The organism is Nonomuraea sp. ZG12, assembly GCF_052068115.1.
Classification (GTDB): domain Bacteria; phylum Actinomycetota; class Actinomycetes; order Streptosporangiales; family Streptosporangiaceae; genus Nonomuraea.
In genome coordinates this window covers 61,800-82,935 of sequence record NZ_JBQHCW010000007.1, presented here as the reverse complement: position 1 = coordinate 82,935, position 21,136 = coordinate 61,800, and the positions used below count along the sequence as shown (strand labels likewise).

The 21,136-nt window shown below is 71.7% G+C and carries 21 protein-coding genes; 19 read left to right on the top strand and 2 right to left on the bottom strand.

Annotation, left to right across the window (positions count from 1 at the left end; genetic code table 11):
- Positions 1-78 precede the first annotated feature (78 nt).
- The 8 genes from ACTMTF_RS21050 to ACTMTF_RS21015 all read left to right on the top strand — a co-directional run bounded on the left by ACTMTF_RS21050 (position 79) and on the right by ACTMTF_RS21015 (position 6,878).
- Positions 79-1,272, top strand: a complete 1,194-nt coding sequence (locus ACTMTF_RS21050) for an RNA-guided endonuclease InsQ/TnpB family protein (protein WP_441112225.1) — start codon at positions 79-81, stop codon at positions 1,270-1,272.
- A 141-nt stretch (positions 1,273-1,413) separates the two neighbouring features.
- Positions 1,414-2,376, top strand: coding sequence for a 1,2-phenylacetyl-CoA epoxidase subunit PaaA (gene paaA / locus ACTMTF_RS21045; RefSeq protein ID WP_441112224.1), 963 nt, complete (start codon positions 1,414-1,416; stop codon positions 2,374-2,376).
- On the top strand, positions 2,373-2,666 hold the full coding sequence (gene paaB, locus ACTMTF_RS21040) for a 1,2-phenylacetyl-CoA epoxidase subunit PaaB (RefSeq protein ID WP_397004361.1): 294 nt from the start codon (positions 2,373-2,375) through the stop codon (positions 2,664-2,666). Before paaA ends, paaB begins: the two co-directional genes overlap by 4 nt.
- A gap of 21 nt (positions 2,667-2,687) precedes the next feature.
- Positions 2,688-3,593 (top strand): 1,2-phenylacetyl-CoA epoxidase subunit PaaC, encoded by a 906-nt coding sequence (paaC, locus tag ACTMTF_RS21035; RefSeq protein ID WP_441112223.1) that lies wholly within the window; start codon positions 2,688-2,690, stop codon positions 3,591-3,593.
- Positions 3,587-4,114, top strand: coding sequence for a 1,2-phenylacetyl-CoA epoxidase subunit PaaD (paaD, locus tag ACTMTF_RS21030; RefSeq protein WP_441112222.1), 528 nt, complete (start codon positions 3,587-3,589; stop codon positions 4,112-4,114). Before paaC ends, paaD begins: the two co-directional genes overlap by 7 nt.
- A 1-nt stretch (position 4,115) precedes the next feature.
- A complete protein-coding gene (gene paaE / locus ACTMTF_RS21025) occupies positions 4,116-5,207 on the top strand; it encodes a 1,2-phenylacetyl-CoA epoxidase subunit PaaE (protein WP_441112221.1) in 1,092 nt (363 codons plus the stop codon).
- Positions 5,208-5,277: 70 nt separating this feature from the next.
- Complete coding sequence (locus tag ACTMTF_RS21020; protein WP_441112220.1) at positions 5,278-6,018, top strand: enoyl-CoA hydratase/isomerase family protein; 741 nt, start codon at positions 5,278-5,280, stop codon at positions 6,016-6,018.
- Positions 6,015-6,878 (top strand): 3-hydroxyacyl-CoA dehydrogenase family protein, encoded by an 864-nt coding sequence (locus tag ACTMTF_RS21015; protein ID WP_441112219.1) that lies wholly within the window; start codon positions 6,015-6,017, stop codon positions 6,876-6,878. The genes ACTMTF_RS21020 and ACTMTF_RS21015 overlap by 4 nt, the downstream gene beginning before the upstream one ends.
- A gap of 10 nt (positions 6,879-6,888) precedes the next feature.
- Here the strand turns inward: ACTMTF_RS21015 and ACTMTF_RS21010 are convergent, their stop codons facing one another.
- Positions 6,889-7,518 (bottom strand): TetR/AcrR family transcriptional regulator, encoded by a 630-nt coding sequence (locus tag ACTMTF_RS21010; protein ID WP_441112218.1) that lies wholly within the window; start codon positions 7,516-7,518, stop codon positions 6,889-6,891.
- Between the two features lie 161 nt (positions 7,519-7,679).
- On the opposite strand from ACTMTF_RS21010, the gene paaK reads away from it, so the two are divergent.
- From paaK to ACTMTF_RS20980, 6 genes are all read left to right on the top strand, one after another.
- Positions 7,680-8,984, top strand: coding sequence for a phenylacetate--CoA ligase PaaK (gene paaK, locus ACTMTF_RS21005; RefSeq protein WP_441112217.1), 1,305 nt, complete (start codon positions 7,680-7,682; stop codon positions 8,982-8,984).
- Between the two features lie 82 nt (positions 8,985-9,066).
- The gene (locus ACTMTF_RS21000) at positions 9,067-10,137 is read left to right on the top strand and encodes a sigma-70 family RNA polymerase sigma factor (protein WP_441112216.1); all 1,071 of its coding nucleotides are present in this window, start codon (positions 9,067-9,069) and stop codon (positions 10,135-10,137) included.
- Positions 10,134-11,564, top strand: coding sequence for an MFS transporter (locus tag ACTMTF_RS20995; RefSeq protein ID WP_441112215.1), 1,431 nt, complete (start codon positions 10,134-10,136; stop codon positions 11,562-11,564). The genes ACTMTF_RS21000 and ACTMTF_RS20995 overlap by 4 nt, the downstream gene beginning before the upstream one ends.
- A gap of 35 nt (positions 11,565-11,599) precedes the next feature.
- Positions 11,600-12,388 carry an isocitrate lyase/PEP mutase family protein gene (locus ACTMTF_RS20990; RefSeq protein ID WP_441112214.1) on the top strand — a complete coding sequence of 263 codons (789 nt, stop codon included), beginning with the start codon at positions 11,600-11,602 and terminating at the stop codon, positions 12,386-12,388.
- A gap of 124 nt (positions 12,389-12,512) precedes the next feature.
- Entirely contained in the window at positions 12,513-13,475 is a 963-nt protein-coding gene (locus tag ACTMTF_RS20985) for a GlxA family transcriptional regulator (protein WP_441112213.1), read from the top strand.
- A 12-nt stretch (positions 13,476-13,487) separates the two neighbouring features.
- Complete coding sequence (locus tag ACTMTF_RS20980; RefSeq protein ID WP_441112212.1) at positions 13,488-13,880, top strand: SDR family NAD(P)-dependent oxidoreductase; 393 nt, start codon at positions 13,488-13,490, stop codon at positions 13,878-13,880.
- Between the two features lie 5 nt (positions 13,881-13,885).
- Here the strand turns inward: ACTMTF_RS20980 and ACTMTF_RS20975 are convergent, their stop codons facing one another.
- Positions 13,886-15,139 (bottom strand): Gfo/Idh/MocA family protein, encoded by a 1,254-nt coding sequence (locus ACTMTF_RS20975; protein ID WP_441112211.1) that lies wholly within the window; start codon positions 15,137-15,139, stop codon positions 13,886-13,888.
- 73 nt (positions 15,140-15,212) lie between these two features.
- Between ACTMTF_RS20975 and ACTMTF_RS20970 the strand changes: the two genes are divergently transcribed.
- The 5 genes from ACTMTF_RS20970 to ACTMTF_RS20950 all read left to right on the top strand — a co-directional run bounded on the left by ACTMTF_RS20970 (position 15,213) and on the right by ACTMTF_RS20950 (position 21,134).
- Positions 15,213-16,340, top strand: a complete 1,128-nt coding sequence (locus tag ACTMTF_RS20970; RefSeq protein WP_441112210.1) for an ROK family transcriptional regulator — start codon at positions 15,213-15,215, stop codon at positions 16,338-16,340.
- 70 nt (positions 16,341-16,410) lie between these two features.
- A complete protein-coding gene (locus ACTMTF_RS20965; RefSeq protein WP_441112209.1) occupies positions 16,411-17,664 on the top strand; it encodes an ABC transporter substrate-binding protein in 1,254 nt (417 codons plus the stop codon).
- Position 17,665: 1 nt separating this feature from the next.
- Positions 17,666-18,595 carry a carbohydrate ABC transporter permease gene (locus ACTMTF_RS20960; protein ID WP_441112208.1) on the top strand — a complete coding sequence of 310 codons (930 nt, stop codon included), beginning with the start codon at positions 17,666-17,668 and terminating at the stop codon, positions 18,593-18,595.
- On the top strand, positions 18,588-19,406 hold the full coding sequence (locus ACTMTF_RS20955) for a carbohydrate ABC transporter permease (RefSeq protein ID WP_441112207.1): 819 nt from the start codon (positions 18,588-18,590) through the stop codon (positions 19,404-19,406). Before ACTMTF_RS20960 ends, ACTMTF_RS20955 begins: the two co-directional genes overlap by 8 nt.
- Positions 19,407-19,409: 3 nt before the next feature.
- Positions 19,410-21,134, top strand: a complete 1,725-nt coding sequence (locus tag ACTMTF_RS20950) for a spherulation-specific family 4 protein (RefSeq protein WP_441112206.1) — start codon at positions 19,410-19,412, stop codon at positions 21,132-21,134.
- Positions 21,135-21,136 lie beyond the last annotated feature (2 nt).

Genomic DNA, 21,136 nt, shown 5'->3' with positions numbered 1-21,136 from the left:
AGGGCGGGGAGTAAAGCCGGAACAGTGGGGCACTTTGGCCTCCTGGTTTTGTCGGTGACGGTCGGTAGTTTGATCGGCGTGTCCCGTTACCGGCTCCAGCCCTCGCCTGCTCAGGAGGTGGCGTTGCTGGAGCATTGCGGGCACGCCCGGTTCGTCTGGAATCTGGCGGTGGAGCAGCACGCCCATTGGAGGCCGGGGCGTAAGAGCGCGCCGGGGTTCGCCGAGCAGTGCAGGCAGCTCACGCAGGCGCGGGGCGAGTTCGCGTGGCTGCGCGCGGGGTCGATCATCGTCCAGCAGCAGGCGCTCAAGGACTTCGCGCAGGCCATGGCGAACTTTTTCGGCGGGACGCACCGCAGGCCGACGTGGCGCAGGCGGGGGCAGGGCGAAGGGTTCCGGATCGTCGCGGTCAAGACGGGTGACGTACGACGTCTGTCCCGCCACGTCGGCGAGGTCAGGGTTCCGAAAGTGGGGTGGGTGCGGTTCCGCTGGTCCCGTGCCGTCCCTGAGGGTGTGAAGTCGTATCGGGTCACCCGCGACACGGCCGGGCGTTGGCATGTGGCCTTCGCCGCGATCCCTGAGCCGATCCCCGCACCCGGTGCGGGGGAGGTGGTGGGCGTGGACCGGGGCGTGGCCGTGTCGGCGGCGCTGTCCACCGGCGAGCTGCTCAACGCTCCCACCCTCCGCGACGCTGAGAAGGCCCGGCTCCTGCGCCTCCTCCGCAAGCTGGCGCGGGCCGAGCGTGGGTCGCACCGGCGCGGCAGGGTGAAGGTGGCCATCGCGAAGATGAAGGCCCGGGAGAGGGATCGGCGCAAGGACTGGGTGGAGAAGACCAGCACCGATCTGGCCCGCCGCTTCGGCGTGATCGCCGTCGAAGACCTCAAGATCGCTAACATGGTCCGCTCGGCCAAGGGCACCATCGATGCGCCGGGCCGCAGTGTTCGGCAGAAGGCGGGCCTGAATCGGGGCATCCTGGCCGCCGGGTGGGGTCGGCTGGTGGCGCGGCTGGAGCAGAAGGCTCCCGGCCGGGTCGTGAGGATCGGCCCCGCGTACACGAGTCAGCGTTGCTCGGCGTGCGGGATCGTGGACCGGCAGGCGCGCGAGAGCCAAGCGTCCTTCCGGTGCCGGTCCTGCGGATACGCCGGCAACGCCGACGTGAACGCGGCCAGAAACATCGCACACGCGGCAGGGCATGCCGTGTCCGCGCGGGGAGGCCCGCCGTTGGGCGAGCCGACGAACCGCGAACCTCAACGCGACCTCCTCCTCATGGGGTAGTTGGCGTTGGAATCCCCTGCCTTCAGGCGGGCGGAGGATGTCAAGTCGTCTCCTTTCGGCGGCCGGGCGGACGCCCTCTTGCGTACGTGCCCCCGGTCGTGTCACCGTATTACTGACCGAGCGATAAGTAAATATGGAGGGATGATGACGACTCCTGTGGAGCCGGAGGTGGACGAGCGACTGCAGGCCGCGTTCGACGCCACCATCGCGCGCGGCGACCGGATCGAGCCGCGTGACTGGATGCCGGACGCCTACCGCAGAACCCTCGTACGCCAGATCGCCCAGCACGCGCACTCCGAGATCATCGGCATGCAGCCCGAGGGCGCATGGATCGCGCGCGCCCCCTCCCTGCGCCGCAAGGCGATCCTGCTGGCCAAGGTGCAGGACGAGGCCGGCCACGGCCTCTACCTGTACTCCGCGTGCGAGACCCTCGGCGTCTCCCGCGCCGAGCTGACCGGACTGCTGCTCGCCGGCCGGCAGAAATACTCCTCGATCTTCAACTACCCGACCCTGTCCTACGCCGACGTCGGCACCATCGGCTGGCTCGTCGACGGCGCTGCGATCTGCAACCAGGTGCCGCTCTGCCGCACCTCCTACGGGCCGTACGGCCGTGCCATGATCCGGGTCTGCAAGGAGGAGTCCTTCCACCAGCGGCAGGGCTACGAGCTGCTCATGACCATGATGCGCGGCACCGCCGCCCAGCGCGCCATGGTGCAGGAGTCGGTCGACCGGTTCTGGTGGCCGTCGCTGATGATGTTCGGCCCGCCGGACGCCCGGTCCGCCAACAGCGAGCGGTCGATGGCGTGGGGCATCAAGCGCAACTCCAACGACGAGCTGCGTCAGAAGTTCGTCGACATGACGGTCCCGCAGGCCGATGCCCTCGGCGTCACGCTGCCCGACCCGGACCTGCGCTGGAACGAGGAGCGCGGGCACTACGACTTCGGCGATCCGGACTGGGAGGAGTTCGCCGCGGTCGTGCGCGGGGACGGGCCGTGCAACGCCCAGCGCCTGCGCCACCGCCGGGCCGCCCATGAGGACGGCGCCTGGGTGCGCGAGGCGGCCACCGCCTTCGCGGGCCGGTCCGCCGAGGCGGGCGCCCGATGAGCGCCGACCGGCGGGAATGGCCGCTCTACGAGGTGTTCGTGCGCGGCAAGCGCGGCCTCAACCACGTTCACGTCGGTTCGCTGCACGCCCCGGACGACGTGCTGGCGCTGCGGCACGCGCGGGACGTCTACACCCGGCGCAACGAGGGCGTGAGCATCTGGGTCGTCCGCGCCGACGCCATCACGGCCTCCAGCCCCGACGAGAAGGACCCCCTGTTCGCGCCGAACGGCGACAAGGTCTACCGGCACCCGACGTTCTACGAGATCCCCGGGAACGTGCCGCACATCTGACCTCCAGGAAGGCGGACCACCGTGAGCGACGATCACGGCAGCATCTTCGACGGCCTGGTCGGCGGGGACTCCTCGCAGTGGGCGTTCGGCATCGACTTCGAGGACCCACTGGCGGGCGTCGACACGACGGTGCCCGACGGCGTCGACCACGCCGAGCTGGCCGCGTACTGCCTCATGCTCGGCGACGACGCGCTGATCATGTCGCAGCGCCTGTCGGAGTGGTGCAGCCGCGCGCCCGACCTCGAAGAGGACATCGCGCTGGCGAACATGGCCCTCGACCTCCTCGGACAGGCCCGCCTGCTGCTGGCGCGGGCCGCCGCCGCCGACCCCGGCGTGCTGCCCGCGCTCCCCGAGGGCTCACCGGTGCCGCCGGAGGACGCGCTGGCGTTCTTCCGCGACGCGGGGGAGTTCCGCAACGTACGCCTCGCCGAGGTCCCGAACGGGGACTTCGCGCACGTCGTCGCCCGCCTGCTGCTGTTCTCGGCGGCCCGGCTGGCGCTGCTGGAGCGATTGCGCGCGAGCAGGGACACGGTGCTGGCGGCGGTCGCGGCCAAGGGCGTCAAGGAGCTCGCCTACCACCGGGACTGGGCGGCCCGCTGGTTCCTCACCCTCGCCCAGGGCACCGAGGAGTCACGCCGCAGGCTCGTCACCGCCCTCGACGCCCTGTGGCCGCTCCAGGCCGAGCCGGTGTCCGCACATCCCGTCGAGCTCTCGCTCGCGCGGGCCGGCGTCGCCGTCGATCCCGCCACCACGCGCGGCGAGGTGGACGCCCTCCTCGACCAGGTGCTCGCCATGAGCGACGTCCCCCGCCCCGGCCGCCTGCCCCTGCCGGGCAGCGGACGCGAGGGCCGGCACACCGACGCGCTCGCCCTCCTGCTCGCCGAGATGCAGGTGGTCGCCCGCGCCCACCCGAGCGGGCTGTGGTGAGCGCCCCCGACCGTGCCCCCGACCGCGCCGCCGAGGTCGCGGCGCGGGTACGCGACCCGGAGATGCCCATGCTCACCCTCGCCGACCTCGGCGTGCTGCGGGGCGTCGGCGTGGAGCGGGCGGCGGACGGCGGCGAGATCGTCGTCGCCTCGATCACCCCGACCTACACCGGCTGCCCGGCCATGGCCACGATGCGCGACGACCTCGTCCACCGGCTGAACGACGCCGGCTTCCCCCGCGTCGAGGTGCGCGTCGTGCTCGACCCGCCCTGGTCCAGCGACTGGATCTCCGAAGGCGGCCGGGCCGCCCTGCGGGAGGCCGGGCTCTCGCCCCCCGGCCCGGCTCGCCGGACATCCGGGCCGGTGGCGCTCACGCTCGGGCCGCCCCGGCGCGCCCCCGCCTGCCCGCGCTGCGGCTCCCCGGCCACCCGGCTGACCTCCGAGTTCGGCGCCACCGCCTGCAAGGCCCTCTACACCTGCAACGACTGCCTTGAACCGTTCGAGCATGTCAAGGAGATATGAGATGACCACGCTCGCCCGGGGCCCCGTGGCGACCCGGGCGTCCACCGCCTTCCACCCGCTGACCGTGGCTGCGGTCGACCGGCTGTGCGAGGACGCCGCCGCGATCACGTTCGCCGTCCCCGGCGAACTGCGCGAGGCGTACGCCTTCCGGGCCGGCCAGTCGCTCACCCTGCGCCGCGTGCTGGACGGGCGGGAGCACCGGCGGTCCTACTCCATCTGCGCCCCGGCCGGCGCCGCGCCGCGGATCGGGGTCCGCGAGATCCCCGGCGGCCTCTTCTCCTCCTGGCTCGTCCACGAGGTGACGCCCGGCACGCGCATCGAGGTGCAGACGCCGACCGGCTCCTGGCAGGCCGACCCGGCGCGTGGCGAGCGGCACCTGTGCGTCGCCGCCGGATCCGGCATCACCCCGATGCTGTCGGTCGCCTCCACCGTGCTGGCCCACCCCGCCGCCCAGGTGTCGCTCCTGTACGGCAACAGGACGAGCCGCACCGTGATGTTCACCGAGGAGCTCGGCGACCTGAAGAACCGGTACGGCGCCCGGCTCCAGGTCGTCCACGTGCTGTCGCGCGAGCCGCGCGACGTCGAGCTGTTCTCCGGCCGGCTCGACGGCGACCGGCTGCGCCGCCTGCTCACCGAGCTGGTGCCGGTGGAGACGTTCGACCACGTGTGGCTCTGCGGGCCGCTGCGCATGGTGGAGGACGCGCGGGAGGTGCTCGCCGGCCTCGGAGTCCCCGCGCGTAACGTCCACGTCGAGCTGTTCTACGTCGATGCTCCGCCGCCGATGCCCCGGCGGGCCGACGGGGTGCCGGCCGGGGCGACCAGCGTGCTGACGACCGTGCTCGACGGCCTGCGGGCGACGGCGGCCGTCTCACGGGGGACGACCTTGCTGGAGGGGGCCCAGGCGACCCGCTCGAACCTGCCGTTCGCCTGCAAGGGCGGCGTCTGCGGGACGTGCCGCGCCGTCGTCCGCGACGGCGTGGTGGACATGCGCCGCAACTACGCCCTGGACCAGCATGAGGTGGACGCCGGGTTCGTCCTCACCTGCCAGACGTTCCCGGTCAGCGCGAACGTCACCGTCGACTACGACGCCTGACCTCCACCTACGCAGAGGAGCTCCACGTGACCGAAGCCTTCGCCGCCCGTGCCCTCCTGGCGGAGCGCCCATGACCCTCATCGTCGAAGAGGCGGCGGACCGGGTCGTGTGGCGGCTCGACAGGCCCGAGGTCCGCAACGCGATCGACCGCGAGCTGGTCGCCGCGCTGCACGAGGCGTGCGCCGCCGTCGAGGAGGGGCCGCGCGTTGTCCTGCTCACCGGCACCGGACCGGCCTTCGCGGCGGGGGCCGACATCTCCCAGCTCCGCGAGCGCGACCGGGACGACGCGCTGCGGGGCATCAACTCGAAGATCTTCGACCGGATCCACCGGCTGCCGATGCCGACGGTGGCCCTCGTCGACGGGTACGCCCTGGGCGGCGGGGCCGAGCTCGCCTACGCCTGCGACTTCCGGATCGGCACACCCCGGACGCGGATCGGCAACCCGGAGACCGACCTCGGCATCCTCGCGGCGGCGGGCGCGGCCTGGCGGCTCGCCGAGCTCGTCGGCGAACCCCTGGCCAAGGAGATCCTGCTCGCGGGCCGCGTCCTCACGGCCGAAGAGGCGCGGGCCGCGCATCTGCTCAACGAGGTGGTGGAGCCCGAGGACCTGCTCGCCGCCGGTCATCGGCTCGCCGACCGGATCAACGCCAGGGCGCCGCTGGCGACCCGGCTCACCAAGGCCGTCTTCCACGCCCCGAGGGCCGCGCACCCGTTCGTCGACGACCTCGCGCAGGCGGTTCTGTTCGAGACCGAGGAGAAACACGCTCGGATGACGGCATTCCTGGACCGGCGGAAGGAACGACGCTCATGACTCAGCCAGTGACCCCGCCACCGAGCCTGCCACGCACGGTGGGCGTCTTCGGGGGCGGGCGGATGGGGGCCGGGATCGCGCACGCGTTCCTCGCCTCGGGCAGCCGGGTGATCGTCGTGGAGGACGGGCCCGAGGCCGCCGGCCAGGCCAGGGACCGGGTGGCGGACGGCCTGGCCAAGGCCCGCGCGAAAGGCGGCGCCGTCCCGCCCGAGGACGCCCTCTCCCGGCTGCGGACCACGGCCGACCCCGCCGATCTGGCTCCGTGCGAGCTCGTCATCGAGGCGGTCCCGGAGGACGCGGCGCTCAAGGTCCGGGTGCTCGCCCTGGCCGAGAGGCGGGCGCCGGACGCGGTGCTCGCCTCGAACACCAGCAGCCTGTCGATCGGCGCGCTCGCCGCCGGCCTGGCCGCGCCGGAACGCTTCCTCGGGCTGCACTTCTTCAACCCCGTCCCGGTGAGCGAGCTCATCGAGATCGTCACCGGGCCCCGTACGGACCCCGAGCTCGTGGCGCGGGCCCGGGACTGGGCGGCGGCGCTCGGCAAGACACCGATCACGGTCTCGGACTCGCCGGGCTTCGCCAGCAGCCGCCTCGGCGTCTGCCTGGCGCTCGAAGCGATGCGCATGCTCGAAGAGGGCGTCGCGAGCGCGGCCGACATCGACACGGCGATGACCCTCGGCTACCGCCACCCGATGGGACCGCTGCGGACCACCGACGTGGTGGGACTGGACGTACGGCTCGCGATCGCCGAGCACCTGGCGCGCGAGCTCGGGCACCGGTTCGAGCCGCCACGGATCCTGCGCGACCTGGTCGCCGCCGGGCACCTCGGCCGCAAGACGGGCCAGGGCTTCTACACGTGGTGACCCCGCCCGTTCAGGCCTCGTGCCGGGCCAGGCCGTCGAAGGCGATGGCGGCGATGGCCTCGGCGACCATCGCCCGGTCGTAGGCGCCGTCCGGGCGATACCACTCGACCAGCGAGTTGACCATGCCGAACACCAGGCGGCTGACCAGCGTCGGCGGCACGTCGTCGCGCAGGGCGCCCTCCGCGACGGCGTCGGCGACGAGCGCGGCGAGGCGGTCGTCGAGCCAGCGGCGCCGCTGGAGGGCCGCCAGCTCGACCTCGCTGTTGCCGCGCACCCGGAGCAGGAGCGTGACGGAGGGCTGGTGCGCCACCAGGACCTCGACGCTGCGCCGCACCACCTCGCGCAGGCGCTCGTAGGCGCTCGTCCCGGCCGCGTCCTGGGAGGCCGCGGTCACGACGGCGGTGAGCTCGTCGAGGGCGTCGTCCAGGGCCTGGCCGAGCAGTTGCTCCTTGCTCGTGACGTGGTGGTAGATGGCCGGCTTCGTCAGCCCGAGCTCCTTGGCCAGGTCTCCCATGCTGGTGGCGTCGTACCCCTTGCGGTTGAACAGCTCCACGGCGGCGCGCAGGATCGCCGCCTGGTCGTAGCCGGGGCGGCCGCGTCGGCGGGCCGGGGCGGGGTCGGCGGGCCCGGTCGTGGTCACCACTGCAGCCTCTCATGAGGCTGGACGGCCTGCGGCCGGACCCCCTTGACGGTCGTGTCCGGGGAAGGCTCGGGGGGCGATGACCGGTCGGGGAAAGGCTGGATCGGGGCGGACGGCTGAGGCACGCTGGCCAGGCGGATGCCGGACGAGGAGGAGCCACCATGAGAGCCCTGACCCCCGACCTGTGGATGGAGCCGATCGAGTCGGCCTCCGTCGACGAGTTGCGCGCCCTCCAGCTGGACCGGCTGCGCTGGTCCGTACGGCACGCGTACGAGAACGTGCGGCACTACCGCTCGGCGCTCGACGCCGCCGGTGCGCGGCCGGACGACGTGCGGGAGCTCGCGGATCTGGCGTTGCTGCCGTTCACCGGCAAGGCGGACCTGCGGGCGAACTACCCGTTCGGCATGTTCGCCGTGCCGCGCGCGGAGGTGGCGCGCGTGCACGCGTCGTCGGGGACCACGGGGCGGCCCACCGTGGTCGGCTACACGCGCGGCGACCTCGACACCTGGGCGACGGTCATGGCGCGGAGCATCCGCGCCGCCGGCGGGCGTCCGGGCGACCTGCTGCACAACGCGTACGGCTACGGGCTGTTCACCGGCGGCCTGGGGGCGCACGCGGGGGCGGAGAAGCTCGGCTGCACGGTCGTACCGGTCTCCGGCGGCATGACCGAACGCCAGGTCACCCTCATCCGCGACTTCCGGCCCGACGTCATCATGGTGACCCCGTCGTACATGCTCGTGCTGATCGAGGAGATGGAACGCCAGGGCATCGACCCCCGCGAGTCGTCGTTGCGGGTCGGCATCTTCGGCGCCGAGCCGTGGACGAACGAGATGCGCCGCGAGGTGGAGGAGCGGACCGGCATGCACGCGGTCGACATCTACGGCCTGTCCGAGGTGATCGGCCCCGGCGTGGCGCAGGAGTGCGTGGAGACGAAGGACGGGCTGCACCTCTGGGAGGACCACTTCTACCCCGAGATCGTCGACCCGCTCACCGGGCGGGTGCTCCCGGACGGCGAGGAGGGCGAGCTCGTGCTCACCTCGCTTACGAAGGAGGCGATGCCGGTCCTCCGCTACCGCACCGGCGACCTGACCCGGCTGCTGCCGGGGACGGCACGCCCCATGCGGCGCATCGAGAAGATCCTCGGCCGCACCGACGACATGATCATCTTGCGCGGCGTCAACCTCTTCCCCACCCAGATCGAGGAGCTCCTGCTCCGGGTCCGTGAGCTCACCCCGCACTTCCAGTGCGTCCTGACGCGCGAAGGCCCGCTCGACGCGCTGACGATACGGGTCGAGCGGCGGCCGACGGCCACGGCGGACCTGGCGCGTGCCGGCGGCGAGCAGCTGCGTCACCTGGTCAGGAGCGCCATCGGCGTGAGCGTGCGGGTCGACGTCCTGGAGCCCGACGGCATCGAGCGGTCGGTCGGCAAGATGCGCCGGATCATCGACCAGCGCCCGCCACGCTGATTCCCCGCGCCCCGGCCGACCAGTTTTCGGGATCGGCGGTGTCTATCCATTCGAGAGGGGTCGTTGGCTGGAAGGAGCCGATATGCGAGGGATACCGCCGTCCGAGGGGACCGATGCCCCGGCCGAGGATCTGCCGGCGCTGGCGCGCAGCGGGGACGGGGAGGCGTTCCGCCGGCTGGTCGAGCCGTACCGGCGGGAGTTACAGGTGCACTGCTACCGCATTCTCGGGTCGGTGCAGGACGCCGAGGATCTGCTGCAGGAGACGCTGCTGGCGGCGTGGCGGGGGATCGGTGGTTTCGAGGAGCGCGCGTCGGTGCGGACCTGGCTCTACCGGATCGCGACCAACCGCTGTCTCAACGCGCTGCGCTCCGGCGCCCGTCGTCCGCACGAACGCGCGGCCTACCAGCCGGAGGTCCAGTTGCCCGAGCCGTCGCACCGCCGGGAGGAGCCCAGCTGGCTGGAACCGTACCCCGACGTGCTGCTCGACCAGATCGCCGACCACCTGCCCGGACCGGAGGCGCGTTACGAGGCCAGGGAGTCGGTGTCGCTGGCGTTCCTGACGGCGCTGCAGCGGTTGCCGCCGAGGCAGCGGGCCGTGCTGGTGCTGCGGGACGTGCTGGGGTTCCGGGCCGCCGAGGTGGCGGCCATGCTCGACACCACCGAGAACGCGGTGACCAGCGCGCTGAAGCGAGCAAGGGGCGTGCTGGGGCGGGAGCTGCCCGGCCGGGAGAGCGCCCCGCTGCCGGACTCGCCCCAGGAACGCCGGATCGTGGCTGACTTCACCCGCGCCTTCGAGGCCGGGGACGTCGAGGCGATCGTGGCCATGCTGACGGACGACGCGTGGCTGACCATGCCGCCGATGCCGCTGGAGTACCAGGGCAAGGACGCCATCGGGCACTTCCTGACCACGGTCGCGTTGCGTGCGTGCCGCAGCGAGATGCTGATCCCGACGCGGGCGAACGGCCAACCGGCCTTCGGCTGCTACGTCCGTGACCCGCGCACGCCGATCCTGCACGCGCACGGCGTGCTGGTGCTCACCCTGACCGGTGACCGGATCACCGCGCTGACGCGGTTCCACGACAACTCGCTGCTGACCCGGTTCGGGCTGCCCCGCTCGCTGCGTGTGAACACCGACGGCAAGGGGGAACGGTGAGCTCCGACGGGGGACGGATGACGTCCGAGCAGGCGTGGACGTTGGGGCTCGCTTCGCTGGCGTCGTTCATGATGGCCCTGGACAGCCTGGTCGTCACGACGGCGCTGAGCACGATCCGGCAGGATCTGACGGCATCGGTCGAAGCGCTTGAGTGGACGGTCAACGCCTACAACCTGACGTTCGCGGTGCTGCTCCTGACCGGGGCGGCGCTGGGGGACCGGTTCGGCCGCCGGCGGATGTTCATCGCCGGGCTGGCGGTGTTCACCGTCGCGTCGGTGGCGTGCGCGGTGTCGGCGGACATCGGCGTCCTGATCGCGGCGCGGGCGTTGCAGGGGGCCGGCGCCGCGCTGGTGCTGCCGCTGTCGCTGACCCTGATCAGCGCGCTGTTCCCGCCACGGCAGCGGGGCAAGGCGATGGGGCTGTATTTGGGCATCACCGGGCTGGCGACGTTCAGCGGCCCGTTCATCGGCGGCGTCATCGCCGAGGGGCTGGCCTGGCAGTGGATCTTCTGGCTGAACCTGCCGATCGGGCTGCTCGCGATCATGCTCACGGCGCGGCGCGTCCACGAGAGCCTCGGCCCGAACAACCGCTTCGACCTCGGCGGGGTCGCGCTGGTGACGCTGGGCGCGTTCGGCGTCGTCTGGGGCCTGGTCCGGGGCAACGCGGCGGGCTGGAGCAGCGCGGAGGTGCTCGGCGCGCTGGTGCTCGGCGTCGCGCTGGTGATCGCCTTCGTGCTGTGGGAACGGCGCACGCCGGCGCCGATGCTGCCGATGCGGTTCTTCCGGGTGCGTGCGTTCGCCACGGCCAACCCGGCCAACTTCTGCGTGTTCGCCTCGCTGTACGGCACGCTGTTCTTTCTCGCGCAGTACTTCCAGACCGTGCACGGCGAAGGGCCGCTCGGCGCCGGCCTGCGGCTGATGCCGTGGACCGCGACCCTGATGATCTGCGCGCCGATCGCCGGCAGACTGGCCGACAGGTACGGCGAGCGCACGTTCGTGGTCGGCGGGCTGTTGCTCCAGACGGTCGGCATGGGCTGGATCGCCCTGGTCGCCGACACTGACACGGGCTACCCCGAGCTCCTGCCCGCGCTCGTCATAAGCGGGGTCGGGCTGACCATGGCCATGCCCGCGGCGCAGAAGTCGGTGGTCGGAGCGGTGCGGCCGCAGGAGATCGGCCAGGCGTCCGGCGCGTTCATGATGCTGCGGATCTTCGGCGGGGTGTTCGGTGTGACGATCACCGTGGCCGTCTTCGCGAGCACCGGGGGCTACGCCTCGGCCGGGGACTTCAGCGCGGGATTCACGGCGGCGATGGGCACGGTGGCCGCGTTCGCGTTCACCGGCGTGCTCGTCGCGCTCGGCATGCCGGGCAGGCGACCGGCCACGCCATCCCTGGTGGCGAGCGCCGTACCCCAGAGGGAGCGCGCCTGATGCCCCAGAGGATCACTCATGACATGGAGGACTCGATGACAGAGCTGTCCCGCCCGGCACAGGAGAAGGCCGCCACGCTGCGGAAAGCGCACGTGGCGGGTGATCCGCTCGTGCTGCCCAACGCCTGGGACGCGGCCTCGGCCCGGATGGTGGAGGCGGCCGGGTTCGCGGCCGTGGCCACGAGCAGCGCCGCCACGGCCGCGATACTCGGCTACGCCGACGGAGAGGCGACGCCGGTCGAGGAGGTGCTGGCCGCGACCGCGCGGATCGTCCGGGCGGTGAGCCTGCCGGTGACGGTCGACTTCGAGCGTGGCTACGGGCTCGCGCCGGCCGAACTGGTCGAGCGGTTCGCCGCGACCGGGGCCGTCGGGCTGAACCTGGAGGACTCCGACCCGCCGACCGGGGCCATGATCGACGTCGGCGAGCAGATCGACTTCCTGGCCGCCGTGCGCGGCGCGGCGGTGTCGCTGGGCGTGGACCTGGTCGTCAACGCGCGTACGGACTCGTTCGTACGCCGGGCCGGGTCGCCGGAGGAGCAGCTCGCCGCCACCCTGGACCGCGGTGCCCGGTACCTCGCGGCCGGCGCGGACTGCGTCTATCCCATCGGCGCCGGTGACCCCGAGGTGATCGGGGCCCTGGCCAAGGGCATCCCCGGGCCGATCAACGTCGCGTACGGGCAGGGGAAGCTGTCGCGGGCCGAGCTCGCCGGGCTCGGCGTCGCGCGGGTGAGCTTCGGTCCGGCCCTGCAGCGGCACCTGTACGACAGGCACGGGTCCGCGCTGTTCTCGGCCGTCGCGTCCGGGGAGAACCCGTTCCTGCTCTGACGTGGTGATGCTGGATCCGACTGGTGAAGGGGTGCTGTCCATGCTGTGTACGTTGGGTACTGATCGTCCGGGAGCGTCCTCCGGTGGTCGGCGTCGCCGGGTGAGGGCGCCGTTTCGTTCGGTGGTGGCGCTGGTCATGGACGGGGTGAGCGCTTTCGCGCTGGGCGGGATCGGCTGGGTGTTCGCCGATCGCACCCGGCTGGGGCTGTCGGCGTTCGACTTCCGGGTGTGCGCGGAAGTGCCGGGCATGGTGCAGACGGACCTCGGCCTGCCGTTACGGGTGACGCATGGCCTGGCCGAGCTGGCCGAGGCGGACCTGATCGTGGTGCTGCCAGGCGACGCGTCGATCCCGCGGCTGTCTCCGGCCGTGGCCGCGGCGCTGCGGGCCGCTCACCGGCGGGAGGCGATCATCGTCGCCCTCTGCGGCGGGGCGTATTTGCTGGCGAGCGCCGGGCTGCTGGACGGCCGGCGGGCCACCACGCACTGGAGCCTGGTGGACGACTTCGCCACCCGGTTCCCCGAGGTGAGCGTGGAGGCACGGGCGCTCTATGTCGACGAGGGACGCCTCATCACCGGAGCCGGTGGCGTGGCCGGCATCGATCTCTGCCTGCACCTGCTGCGCCGCGAGCACGGCGCTGCCGTGGCCAACGCCATCGGCCGGGAGATGGTCGCTGCCCCGCACCGCGAGGGGGACCACGCCCAGTACCACGATCGGCCCGTCCCGGCCGGCGATGACGCCTCCCTCACCAGCGTCATCGACTGGCTGCGCGCCAACCTGGACCAGCCGATCTCGATCGCCGACCTGGCCGCCCGCGCCCTGATGAGCGAGCGCACCTTCATCCGCCGCTTCAAGGCCGTCACCGGCGCCACGCCCTACTCCTGGCTGTCGGCCCAGCGCCTGCACCGGGCGGCGGAGCTCCTGGAGGCCACGGACCTGTCCATCCAGCAGATCACCCATCACGTCGGCTACAACACCGTCGCGGTCTTCCGCCAGCAATTCACCAAACGCCACGGCATCTCTCCGCGCGCTTATCGCCAGAAATTCCCCCGGGAACCCCGGTTGAACATGGCGGGTAAACGACGGTGACCGGCAGTTTTCGTGGTGTCGCCAGACAGGCCCTTGCGTCAAGATCTACCTCGTATTCCCGGAAGGGGGCTGAATGACCACGCGCTTCCGCACCTGATCGAGCGCAGCGGCACGGTCATTAACGTCTCCTCGGTCGGAGCGCGCACCGTGGCCGCCGGCCCCGCCGACTACAACGTCTCCAAGGCCGCGCTCAACGCGCTCACCAAGGTCATCGCCGAGCAGTTCGGCGAGCAGGGCGTCCCCCACGAGTCGTTCGTGGAGCAGGCGATCAGCGGGCTGGGCGTGACCACCGGCCGCATCAGCACGCCGGAGGAGGTGGCGCGGCTCATCGCGTTCCTGGCCGCGCCCAGCAACATCACCGGCAACGAGTACGTGATCGACGGAGGCATGGTCAAGAACGTGTGAGCGCCTCACCGGTCGAGCGACACGACCGTGCCCGTCCGGCGTGCGCGCTCGGCGGCCCACACCACGCGGTGCGTCATCAGGCTCTCGGCCGCCTCCGAGCGCAGCAGGGCCGGATCGCCCGAGGCCACGGCGGCGAGGAAGGAGTCCGTCAGCCCCTCGTCGCCGCCCCCGTGCCCGTCGGCGGCCGACGGGCCCGCTGCGCCCCCCGTTGCGATGAGCTCCTCGTCGCCGGTGCGGAAGTCCACCACCCGCAGCTCACGCCCGTCGCCGTCGATGTACCCGTGGGTGCCGAACAGGCGTGTGCGCCGGTGCTCCATCGGCGTGAAGGCGCTCATGGTGAACGAGCACGTCGCCCCGTCGTCGAACTCCATCACCACCTCCTGGTGGTCGACGACGTCGTTGTCGCAGGCGTACACGCACCTCCCGTACGGCCCCGTCCGCAGAGCCGCCAGCACCTCCTCCTCGGTCCGCCCCTGCGTGACGGCCGACAGCGGCCAGAACTCGCTGTCCGGATCCCCGAGACAGCCCAGGTAGAGCCGTGGCGCGGAGTACGGGCACGACGGCTCCAGCGGGCAGTCGAGGCACCGGTCGGCCGCCGCCTCGGGCCGTTCCTCCGGGCGGAAGTGCGACAGCGAGCCGAACGACGACACGCGGGCAGGCGGCCGGCCGAACAGGTGCACGAGCCAGTCCACGTCGTGGCAGGCCTTGGCCAGCAGCATCGGCGCCGAGGTGTCCTCGCGCCGCCAGTGCCCGCGCACGAACGAGTGCGCCTGGTGCCACCAGCCCACCGGCTCCAGGTGCTGGACGCTGACCAGCCGCCCGATCCGTCCCTCGTCCAGCAGTTCCTTGACCACCCGGGTGTACGGCGTGTAGCGCAGCACGTGGCAGACCGCCAGCATGATGCCGTTGCGGCCGGCCGCGTCGGCGATCATGACCGCCTCCCGCTCCTCGGTGGCCATCGGCTTCTCCAGGAGAATGTGGTAACCGAGGTCCGCCAGCGTCACCGCGGGCTCGGTGTGCAGCTGGTCGTGCGTGGCGATGATCGCCGCGTCCGCCACCCGCCCGGCCGCCGCCAGCTCCTTCCAGCCCGGATGCACCTGGTCCGGCTCGATCCCGAACTCCGTCGCGAACGCCGCTCGCCGCTGCGGATCGGGCTCCGCCACCGCCACCACCCGCCCTGCTCTCGTGGCGTGCGCGCGGCGGGCGTACGTGAGTCCTCGCAGGCCGCCGCCGACGACGGCTAGAGTCACCTCAGTCATGGAACCTTCCCCGAAGAATTATCATGGAGAGTGTCATTATTCGGTCTTGGGAAGCTGACAGCAAGGGGGGCCGATGGCCGAGGAGCTGAGCGGTGGTGACCTGTCGCGGCTGCGGCAGCTCAACGCGCTGGCCGTGATCAAGGCACTGCAGGGCCGGCCGTCACTCACGCTCACCGAGGTCGCCAAGCGCACCGGGCTGTCGCGAGCCTCCACGGAGGACGTGGTCCGCGAGCTGCTGCAGAAGGGCTGGGTCGCGGAGGCAGGGGCCACGGCGGGCGGGGTGGGCCGCCCGGCCAGGCGCTACCGATTCAGGGCCGACGCGGGCCGGGTGCTCGGCGTCGACATCGGCGGCCACAAGATCCGCACGGTGATCGCCGACCTCGACGGCGACGTGCAACAGAGCGCCTGCGTCGCCGTCACGCCCGAGATGGGCCGGCTCGAACGCCTGGAGGCGGTGGACCGCGCGGTCGCCGAGTGCCTGGAGGGCGCCGGGCTGACCGGCGGCGACATCTGGGCCTCCGGCGTCGGCACGACCGGCCTGGTGGACGGCGTCGGCCGGGTGGTGCTGTCGGAGGCGCTGCCCGAGTGGACCGGCGTGGACCTGGCCACGCACCTGCGCCGGCTGGCCCCGGCCCCGGTGCTGGTCGAGAACGACAGCAAGCTCGCCGCCCTGGCCGAGTGCTGGCGCGGCGTGGCCCGCTACGCCAAGGACATGGTGTTCCTGCTGGCGGGGCTGCGTACCGGCGCGGGCCTGGTCATCGACGGCAAGCTGCACCGGGGCTTCGCCAACGCCTCCGGCGAGATCGGCGCGCTGCCCGTGCTCGGCTGGATCCGCGCGCAGGAGCACCTGAGCGCCGCCAACGGCGAGGCGGGCGACGTGTTCGCCGCCGCCAGGGCCGGTGACAGGGCGGCGGCCACGGCGGTGCGCCGCTACGTCAAGGATCTGGCGCTCGGCGTGTCCGCGCTGGTCCTGGCCCTGGACCCGCAGATGGTCGTGCTCGGCGGCGGCTTCTCGCGCTCGGCCGACGTGCTCATCGACCCGCTCAAGCGGGAGCTGGACCGCTGGTGCATCCGGACGCCCGAGGTGCTGATGTCCGCGCTCGGCGACGAGGCCGTGGTGCTCGGCGCCGTGCGGCTGGCGCTCGACGACGTCGAGGAACGCGTTCTCGACGGCCGCGCGCCGCTCGTGAGCCATCTGTGACACATGGACTCTTGCCAATAATTTCCCTGGACTCCATGATTACTCCCACGTTCTAGGAGAGGACCGGGAGATGTGGAAGTCGGCACGGAGAGGTGCGGCCATTCTCTGCGCGGCGCTGCTCGCCACCGCGTGCGGGGGTGGTGAGCAGGCCGCCACGGGCACGCAGCCGCCGGAGAAGGTGATGCTGTCCTACGGCGTCTGGGACGCCACCCAGCAGGCCGTCATGCAGGAGCTGGCCACGGAGTTCACCAAGACGCACCCGAGCATCGCCGTCGACGTCCAGCTCACCCCGTGGGCGGACTACTGGACGAAGCTCAAGGCGGCGGTGAGCGGCGGCGCGGCGCCCGACGTCTTCTGGATGAACGGCCCCAACTTCCAGCTGTACGCCTCCAACGGCGTGATCAAGCCGATCGAGGAGCAGGTCGACACCTCGGTCTGGCCCAAGCCGCTGGTGGACCTGTACACCTTCGAGGGCAAGCTGTACGGCCTGCCCAAGGACATGGACACGGTGGGCGTCTGGTACAACAAGACGCTCTTCGACGCCGCGAAGGTGAAGTATCCGGCCGACGACTGGACCTGGGCCGACTTCAAGGAGGCCGCGGCCAAGCTCACCGACCCGGACAAGGGCGTGTACGCCGTCGGCGCCCAGCTCACGAGTTTCCAGGAATACCAGTACAACACCATCTACCAGGCCGGCGGCCACGTGATCTCGCCGGACGGCAAGAAGTCCGGCTACGACGACCCCAAGACGATCGCGGGCCTGAAGTTCTGGACCGACCTCATCGCCGCCAAGCAGTCGCCCGACCTCAAGACCATGACCGACACCGCCACGCTCCAGCTCTTCGAGGCCGGCAAGCTGGCGATGTACTGGGGCGGGTCGTGGAACGTGGCGGAGTTCACCAAGAACGACTACACCAAGGACAAGGTGGACGTCGCCCCGCTGCCGACGGGGGAGAAGCAGGCCACCGTCATCCACGGCGTGGCCAACGTGATGTCGGCCAAGACCGAGCACCCGGCCGAGGCGTGGGAGTTCGTCAAGTTCCTCGGCTCCAAGCCGGCCGCCGACATCCTGGGCAAGAAGGGTCCTATCCCGGCCTACAACGGCACGCAGAACGACTGGGTGGCCGCCCATCCGGAGCTGAAGCTGCAGACGTTCCTCGACGCCGTCGCCTACGCGGTGCCGTACCCGGTCTCCAAGAACACCGCGGCCTGGCAGGAGGCAGAGCTCACCCACCTCACCAAGGCGTGGACCGGGGAGGTGCCGATCGAGAAGGCCGCCACCGACCTCGCGGCCGGCATGAACGACCTGCTGGCCAAGGAGTGACATGACCACCGCCCGGGCGGCCCACGCCGCGAAGCCGCGCGGACACCGCAGCCAGGCCCTGTGGGGGTACGCGTTCATCGCCCCCACCGGGCTCGGCCTGGCGATCTTCAACCTGTGGCCCGTCCTGCAGACCGCCTACTTCTCCTTCACCGAGTGGGGCGCGTTCGGCGGGCACACCTGGACGGGGCTGGACAACTACACCCGGTTGTTCGCCGATCCCGAGGTGGGCCAGGCGATGCTCAACACCCTGATGTACACCGCGCTCGGCCTGATCGGGATCCCTCTCGCCATCGTGTTCGCCGCGCTGATCAACCGGCCGGGCCTGCGCGGCGTGAGCGTCTACCGGACGGCGTTCTTCCTGCCCGTGGTCACCATGCCGGTCGCGGTCGCGATGCTCTGGCGCTGGCTCTACAACGGCGACTACGGCCTGGTCAACCAGGCGCTCTCGGTCGTCGGCGTCGACGGGCCCAACTGGATCGCCGATCCGGCCACCGCCATGTACGCGCTGGTCGTGGTCGGCATCTGGAGCAGCATCGGCTACAACCTGATCATCTTCCTGGCCGGGATGCAGGCCATCCCCAAGGAGTTGTACGAGGCGGCGGCCATGGACGGCGCCGGCCGGGTCCGGCAGTTCTTCACCATCACGCTGCCGATGCTGTCGCCGACCGCGTTCTTCATCTCGATCATCTCGGTGATCGGCTCGCTGCAGCTGTTCGACCTGGTCTTCGTGATGACCGGGTCCGGGCAGGCGGCGCGGGCCAACCCGGCGTACTCGCGGCTGCAGACCGTCGTGCAGCTCTTCTACGAGCGCGCCTTCGTCACCAACGACCGCGGCTACGCGGCCGCCATCGTGATCGCGCTGCTCGTGCTCATCGCGGCGCTGACGATCGTGCAGTTCCGGCTCCAGCGGAGGTGGGTGCATTATGTCTGAGCGTCGCGGCGCGTTCGGCGTCCACGTGGTGCTCATCGCCTCGTCGCTGGCGATGGTGGCGCCGTTCGTCTGGCAGGTGATCACCTCGCTCAAGACGCTGAGCAGCGCCACCGCGGTGCCGCCGACCTTCCTGCCCGAGGGCCGCTGGGACAACTACGCCAAGGTCTTCGAGCTGCTGCCGTTCGGCGAGCAGTTCCTCAACACCGTGCTGATGGCCGCCGGGCGGGTGAGCGGGCAGGTGCTGTTCTGCTCGATGGCCGCCTACGCCTTCGCCCGGCTCCGCTTCCCCGGCAGGAACGTGCTGTTCGGCGTTTTCCTGTCGGTGCTCATGGTGCCGCCGCAGCTGTTCGTGATCCCGCAGTACCAGATCATGTCGTCGCTCGGCTGGCTCAACAGCCTCCAGGCGATCATCGTGCCGGGGCTGTTCAGCGCGTTCGGGGTGTTCCTGCTGCGGCAGTTCTTCCTCGCGCTGCCCCGCGAGATCGAGGAGGCGGCCCGCCTCGACGGCGCCGGTCCGGTGCGGATCTACTGGTCGATCATGCTGCCGCTGGCCCGGCCGGGACTGGTGGCGCTGGGCATCCTGACCCTGCTGTGGGCGTGGAACGACCTGTTCTGGCCGCTCGTGGTCAACACCGACCCGGACAAGATGACGCTGTCGGCGGGGCTGGCGGCGCTTCAGGGCCAGTACCAGACCGACTACCCGGTCCTCATGGCCGGCTCGCTGCTCGCCTCGCTCCCCGTGATCGCCGTGTTCGTGTTCCTGCAACGCCAGTTCATCCAGGGCATCGCCCACACCGGCAGCAAAGGCTGACCTATGCATGCACGCCGAACCGCCGCGGTGGCGGTTCTCCTGCTGGCCTCGTTATCCGGCACCGCCCACGCGGACGACGCCCCGGCGGGCGTCTCCCTGGCCGTGCCCGCGTACTTCGCCCCGGGCGAGCTCTGGGAGCAGGTGGCCCAGCCCGGGGTGGGGATCATCGTGGCCAACCCGTTCTCCGGTCCCGGCAAGGACTTCGACCCCGGCTACGCCCAGGCCATCGCCGACGCCCGCGCCGCCGGGGTCACCGTGCTCGGCTACGTGGCCACCGGTTACCTCGGCAGCACCGGCCGCGCCACCAGGCTCGGCGAGACCACCCCGCTCGCCTGGCTCGCGCAGGCGCAGCAGGACGTGGCCCGCTGGTACGAGCTGTACGGCGAGCACGGTCTCGGCGGCGTCTTCCTGGACGAGGTGCAGAACGTCTGCGGCCCCGGCAACGCCTACTCCGACACCTACCGGGCGCTGGACGAGTCGATCAAGAGCCTGCACCGTGGCGCGTTCACCGTCATCAACCCCGGTATCGGCACCGATCAGTGCTACGCCGACATCGCCGACGTGAGCCTGACGTTCGAGGGCACGTACGAGACCTACCAGGGCTGGCAGCCGCCCGCCTGGCAGCGCGGCCTGGACCCGCGCCGGTTCTGGCACCTCGTGCACGCCACCGCCACCCAGGACCAGATGACCGAGGCGCTGCGCCTGGGCAGGGAGCGCGCCGCGGGTCACATGTACGTCACTCCCGACGTGCTGGCCAACCCCTGGGACACGCTGCCGGACTACTGGCAGGCCGAGCTGGACGCGGCCAGGTCGCCGGACACGACCGCGCCCGCGCGCCCCGGCCCGGCCAGGGCCGTGAAGCGCGGCCCCACGACGCTCACCCTCGCCTGGCGGCCCTCGCCCGGAGCCGTCGGCTATGACGTACACGTGAACGGGCTGCGCGTGGCGGGCACGGCCGGCCGCGTCCCCGCCGTCACCCTGAAGAACCTGGACCCGGGCACCAAGCACGCGATCACGATCAAGGCCCGCGACGCGGCCGGCAACGCCTCGCCCGCGAGCACCGCCGTGCCCGTGCGGACCAGGAGAGCCGACCCCGAGCCGCCCACCACCCCGGACGGGCTGAGCGCCGACCAGGTCAAGGTGGCCAGCGCCCGGCTGACCTGGGCGCACACGCGGGACACCGCTTGGTACGACGTCCTCATGGACGGCCGGCGGCTGCTGCGGCTGCCCGCCGCCCTGCTGCCCGCCGACTCCTCCGTCCCGGTCAGCGGCCTGACCCCGGCGACCTCGTACACCTTCACCGTGGTCGCCAGGGACGCGAGCGGCAACGAGTCCGCGCCCGCCCGGCCACTGACCGTCACCACGACCGAGCCCAGCGGCGACCCCATCTCCGAGCAGACCGGCTCGGTCACCGACACCGGCGCCACCTACCAGGCGCGCTACAACCTGCCCTTCGACTTCCACCACGTGTACATCGACCACGACAACGACGCCGCCACCGGCTTCGCGGTCGCCGGCATCGGCGCCGACTACCTCATCGAGAACTCCTGGTACTACCGGCACACCGGCACCGGCTGGAACTGGACGCCCGTGGACCTGAACCCGCTGGTGTCCTCGGCCGACGACCTGTTCGTGTGGCGGGTGCCACTGACCGGCGCCCACCGAGTCGTCTTCCACGGCTCGGGCAGCTCGCCCGAGACGTACGGCCCGGTGATCACCGTCTCCTGATT